Origin of the sequence: Massilia sp. DD77, from assembly GCF_036961685.1 — a bacterium.
Lineage (GTDB): Bacteria > Pseudomonadota > Gammaproteobacteria > Burkholderiales > Burkholderiaceae_D > Telluria.
Map to the genome: position 1 here is coordinate 1 of NZ_JBAMDH010000082.1, position 4454 is coordinate 4454.

Annotated in this window: 4 protein-coding genes and 1 pseudogene; 2 read left to right on the forward strand and 3 right to left on the reverse strand. The window is 66.2% G+C overall.

The genetic code is table 11. The features are described 5' to 3' along the window. Nucleotides 1-492 (forward strand): annotated as a pseudogene (locus V7778_RS24955) (hypothetical protein); the annotation flags it as partial. A gap of 123 nt (nucleotides 493-615) precedes the next feature. On the opposite strand, the gene V7778_RS24960 reads toward V7778_RS24955, so the two are convergent. The 3 genes from V7778_RS24960 to V7778_RS24970 are packed head-to-tail and all read right to left on the reverse strand — an operon-like array spanning nucleotide 616 to nucleotide 2317. Next, the gene (locus tag V7778_RS24960) at nucleotides 616-1182 is read right to left on the reverse strand and encodes a YceI family protein (protein ID WP_335560314.1); all 567 of its coding nucleotides are present in this window, start codon (nucleotides 1180-1182) and stop codon (nucleotides 616-618) included. Nucleotides 1183-1205: 23 nt separating this feature from the next. Beyond that, complete coding sequence (locus V7778_RS24965; protein ID WP_335560316.1) at nucleotides 1206-1757, reverse strand: YceI family protein; 552 nt, start codon at nucleotides 1755-1757, stop codon at nucleotides 1206-1208. After that, complete coding sequence (locus V7778_RS24970; protein ID WP_335560318.1) at nucleotides 1754-2317, reverse strand: cytochrome b; 564 nt, start codon at nucleotides 2315-2317, stop codon at nucleotides 1754-1756. Before V7778_RS24970 ends, V7778_RS24965 begins: the two co-directional genes overlap by 4 nt. A gap of 207 nt (nucleotides 2318-2524) precedes the next feature. Between V7778_RS24970 and V7778_RS24975 the strand changes: the two genes are divergently transcribed. Next, on the forward strand, nucleotides 2525-4454 hold a 1930-nt coding region (locus V7778_RS24975; protein ID WP_335560319.1), incomplete at its 3' end, for a TonB-dependent receptor plug domain-containing protein.

Here is a 4454-nt window from a genome sequence, read left to right on the forward strand (position 1 = left end):
GGCGCGGGCGAAGTCGTGAACCCGAAACCGGGCGACGAGCTGCACGACCATAACCTGGCCAAGGGCGTGGGCGCGGCGGGCGGCGCAGTGGCCGGTGGCGCGACCATCGGTGCGGCGATCGGCGGCCCGGTCGGCATGGTGGCCGGCGCCGGCATCGGCGCGGCCGTGGGCGGCATGGCCGGCAAGGGTGTCGGCGGCATGGTCAACCCCCAGGCGGAAAACGAGCACTGGCGCACAGCGTACCAGACCCAGCCGTACTACACCCCGGGTTACACCTATGACGACTATGAGCCGGCGTATGCGCTGGGCTACAACAGCTACGGCAAGTATCCGGGCGACTACGACGCCAACGAAACCCACCTGGCCGGCGAATGGGACCGCGTAAAGGGCAATTCGCGCCTGAGCTGGGACCAGGCCAAGTCGGCCTCGCGCGCCGCCTGGCACAAGGTCGAACGCGCCATCCCGGGCGACCTGGATCGCGACGGCCGCTGATCCGCGGTTTGCCGGGCGTGCGTTGAACGCGTCGGCGGGAAATCCGCCGACACGTTCAAGCGACCGACAAGCAAAAAGCCCCGCTGCTCACGCCGCGGGGCTTTTTTCATGGGCACGCCAAGCTTACTGCTTCATCGCTTCCACCTGGATCGCCAGCTTCACTTCCGGAGAGAAGCGCGGCAGCCCGAAGTTGACGCCGAAATCGCTGCGCTGGAACTGGCCGCTCACGTCCGCGCCGCAGACTTCGCGCTTGTACGTCTGGTGCATGATGCACTTGAAGCGGTTGATCGTCAGGGTCAGCGGCTTGGTGACGCCGCGCAGGGTCAGCTCGCCGTCGACCGAGGTCGGCACGTCGCCGGTGAACTTGACCGCCGTCGACTTGAAGGTCGCGGTCGGGAATTTGGCGGCGTCGAAGATGTCTTCCTTCTTGGCGTGCTCATTCATCTTGTCGTGGCCGAAGTCGATGCTGTCGATATACACGGTGATGTCGAGCGAGCCGACTTTCGCCGCGCGGTCCAGCACCACGGTGCCTTCGCTCTTGTTGAACTTGCCGCGCCAGAGTGAGAGGCCGGCGTGGTCGGCTTCGAAGCTCGGGTACGTGTGGTTCGGATCGATCTTGTAGGTATCGGCCGCGAAGGCGGCGCTGGCGCCGAGGGCGGCGAGGGCCGCGATCATGCACTTCATCTTCATCTGCAACGTCCTTGGTGATGTGATTACGGAGCCGCGGTGACGCGGAACTTGATGATAACTTCATCGGCGACCATGCTCGTGTCCTTCCACTCGCCTTCGCCGATATTGAAGGCCAGGCGCCGGATCGGCAGCTGTCCCTCGAACACCTGCTTGCCGCCCTCGGTCTTCACCGCCAGCGGGAAGCTGACGTTGGCGGCCTTGCCCTTGATGCTCAGCTTGCCCGCGACCGTGAGCTTGCCCGCGCCGGCCGGGGTAATGCTCGAGGACACGAAGCTCGCCTTCGGGAACTGGGCCGAGTTGAACCATTCCTTCTTGGCGACTTCCTTGTTCATGTCGGGGTCGCCAATGTCGAGACTGGCCGTCGTGATGTCGACGCTGGCCCTGGCGGCGGCCGGCTTGGCCGCGTCATAGTCGATCTGCGCGCTGAACTGCTTGAATGGCGCCTCGACCGGCACGTTCATCTGCTTGAACACGGCCGACACGCTGCTCTTGGCGGGGTCGGTCTTGAGCGGGGCGGCGCCAGCGACGGCGCTGGCGAACAGGCTGGCCAGCAGCAGGCCCTTAATCGGTTTCATCTTGACTCCTGGGAAAAACGGGAAGTGGGAACACTACGGGGAAGCATGCGCGCCATCACGCCGTCGCGGTCGACGAACTGGTGCTTGAGCGCGGCGAGCACGTGCAGGCCGACGAGTCCGGCAAGCAGCATGTTGAGCCAGTAATGCAGGCTCTTGAGGACGGTTTTCAACTCGGGATCGGGCCCGATCAGCACCGGCAGCTCGACCAGGCCGAAATACATGACCTTCACCCCGGCGGCCAGGCTGTAGAAATAGCCCGACAGCGGCACCGCGATCATCAGGACGTAGAGCAGCCAGTGCAGGCCGTGGGCGGCGCCGCGCTGCCAGGCCGGCATCGCGTCGGCATAGGCGGGCGGGCGGTTCGCCAGGCGCCACAGCAGACGTAGCGCGGCCAGGCCGAGCACGGTCACGCCGGCCCATTTGTGCCAGGAATAGTACTTGAGCTTGGTCGGCGTCAGCCCCGGGATGTCGGTCATCACCAGGCCCATGACGAAGGCGCCGATGATGAGGACGGCGAGCAGCCAGTGCAGGACGATGGCGATAGTGGTATAACGTTGCATATAATTTCTTATGGGAAACTTGTTCGCGTTAGGACCAACTATACCAAAAAAGGTGTGGCGCTGCCGGCGGGCCGCTTTTTTTGCCCGGACACACTAGCACGGTATGGCAGCGAACGCACGGTACGGCCGGGCGGAATGTAAAATCCGGCTATCGAATAATGAATTAAATATTATTGGCAAACATATTTGTTGCCCAGAGGTAAAGCGATGAGCAAGCTGAGCAGGTCTTCTTCCAGCAGCGCCCACCGGCACTGGCTGGCTCTTCCGCTGGCATGCCTGCTGGCGTTGCCGGCCCTGGCCACCGAGCGGGTGGTGGTGCAGCCCGAGGAACTGGCCGACCTGTCGATCGAGGAGCTGGCCAATATCCAGGTGACCTCGGTGTCCAAGCGTCCCGAACGGCTGCAGGATGCCGCCGCGTCGGTCTACCTGATTACCGCCGACGACATCCGCCGTTCCGGGGCCGACAGCTTGCCGGGAGTGCTGCGCCTGGCGCCCAATCTCTACGTCGCGCGCACCAGCAGCTACGGCTATTCCATCAGCGCGCGCGGCATGAATACCAGCGGCAACAGCGTCTCGAACAAGCTGCTGGTCCTGATCGACGGGCGCAGCGTGTATTCGCCGCTGTTCGCAGGCGTGTTCTGGGATGCCCAGGACATCGTATTGGGCGACATCGAGCGCATCGAGGTCGTCAGCGGTCCCGGGGGCGTGCTGTGGGGGCTGAACGCCGTCAACGCGGTCATCAACATCACGACCCGTTCCGCGCGCGATACCGGCGGGACCCTGGCGGGCGTGCGCGTCGCCACCGACGGCGCAGCCGCCACCGTGCGCCATGGCCGGGCCGATGGCCAGGTGGCCTGGCGCGCCTTCGCCCAGGTCAGCGGGCGCAAGGACAGCGAGCTGGAAAGCGGCGCGCCGGTCAACGACAGCTACCGCCGCTGGCTGGCGGGTTTCCGCGCCGACTGGGAAGGCAAACGCGATCGCATCAGCGTGCTGGGCAACCTGCTGCGCGCCCGCCTCGACCAGCCCGAACCGGGTGCGCTCACCGTCTCCGGCTTCGATCCGGACCTGGGCCGGGTGCGTTCCGACGGCGCCAACCTGAACGTGCGCTGGAACCGCGCGCTCGCCGACGGCGGCGCCATCGGTGTCCAGGCCTATTTCGACCACACCCTGCGCGACGTCAAACCCCTATACGGCGAACGCCTGTACACCACCGACCTGCAATTCCAGCACACCCTGGCGGCCAGCGGCGCGCACAGCATCGTGTGGGGCGCCAACTACCGCCACAGCCGCGACCGCATTACTAACGGCGAGATCGTCGCCTTCCTGCCCGAGCGCACCACCCAGCAATGGGCCAGCCTGTTCGTGCAGGACGAGATCGCGCTGCGCGAGAACTGGCGCCTGACCTTGGGCAACCGCTTCGAGTACAACGAATACACGGGCGTGGAATGGCTGCCGAGCGCCCGCCTGTCGTGGCGCCTGTCGCCGCGCCACGCGTTCTGGACCGCGGCCTCGCGCACGGTGCGCGCGCCCGCGCGCCTGGACGTCGATACCTTCATCCCCGGCCGTCCGCCCTACCTCCTGCGCGGCGGCCCGCAGGTGCGCGGCGAAGTGTCCAAGGTATTCGAACTGGGCTATCGCGGCCAGCCGGCGCCGGCCCTGTCGTACTCGGTCACGCTGTTCCACCACGACTACGACGACCTGCGCACCCAGGAAGTCGATCCGAGCGGCACCTTCCTGACCTTCGCCAGCATGATGGAAGGGCGCTCGAGCGGCATCGAAGCCTGGGGCAACTGGCAGGCGGCGCGCAACTGGCGCCTGTCGGCGGGCTGGACCGCGATGCACCAGGACCTGCGCCTCAAGCCGGGCAGCAACGACGTCAACGGGCCGCGGATGGCCGAGCGTGATCCACGCAACACCTGGCACCTGCGCTCGGCCTATGCGATCGACGACCGGCGCGAGCTCGACCTCGCGCTGCGCCATGTCGGGGCAACCCTGGATGTGCCGGCCTACACGGCCTTCGACGCGCGTTTCGGCTGGCGGGTGCGGCCGGGGCTGGAAGTGTCGGTGTTCGGCGAGAACCTGGATGGCGGACATGCCGAATACGGCTCGGTGCTGTACCGGGCCGAGGTGGACCGAA

What these genes read in the sequence shown, in the direction of transcription:
- V7778_RS24960 (WP_335560314.1), bottom strand. Translation starts at nt 1,182, where the DNA reads ATGAAGATGAAGTGCATGATCGCGGCCCTCGCCGCCCTCGGCGCCAGC.
- V7778_RS24965 (WP_335560316.1), bottom strand. Translation starts at nt 1,757, where the DNA reads ATGAAACCGATTAAGGGCCTGCTGCTGGCCAGCCTGTTCGCCAGCGCC.
- V7778_RS24970 (WP_335560318.1), bottom strand. Translation starts at nt 2,317, where the DNA reads ATGCAACGTTATACCACTATCGCCATCGTCCTGCACTGGCTGCTCGCC.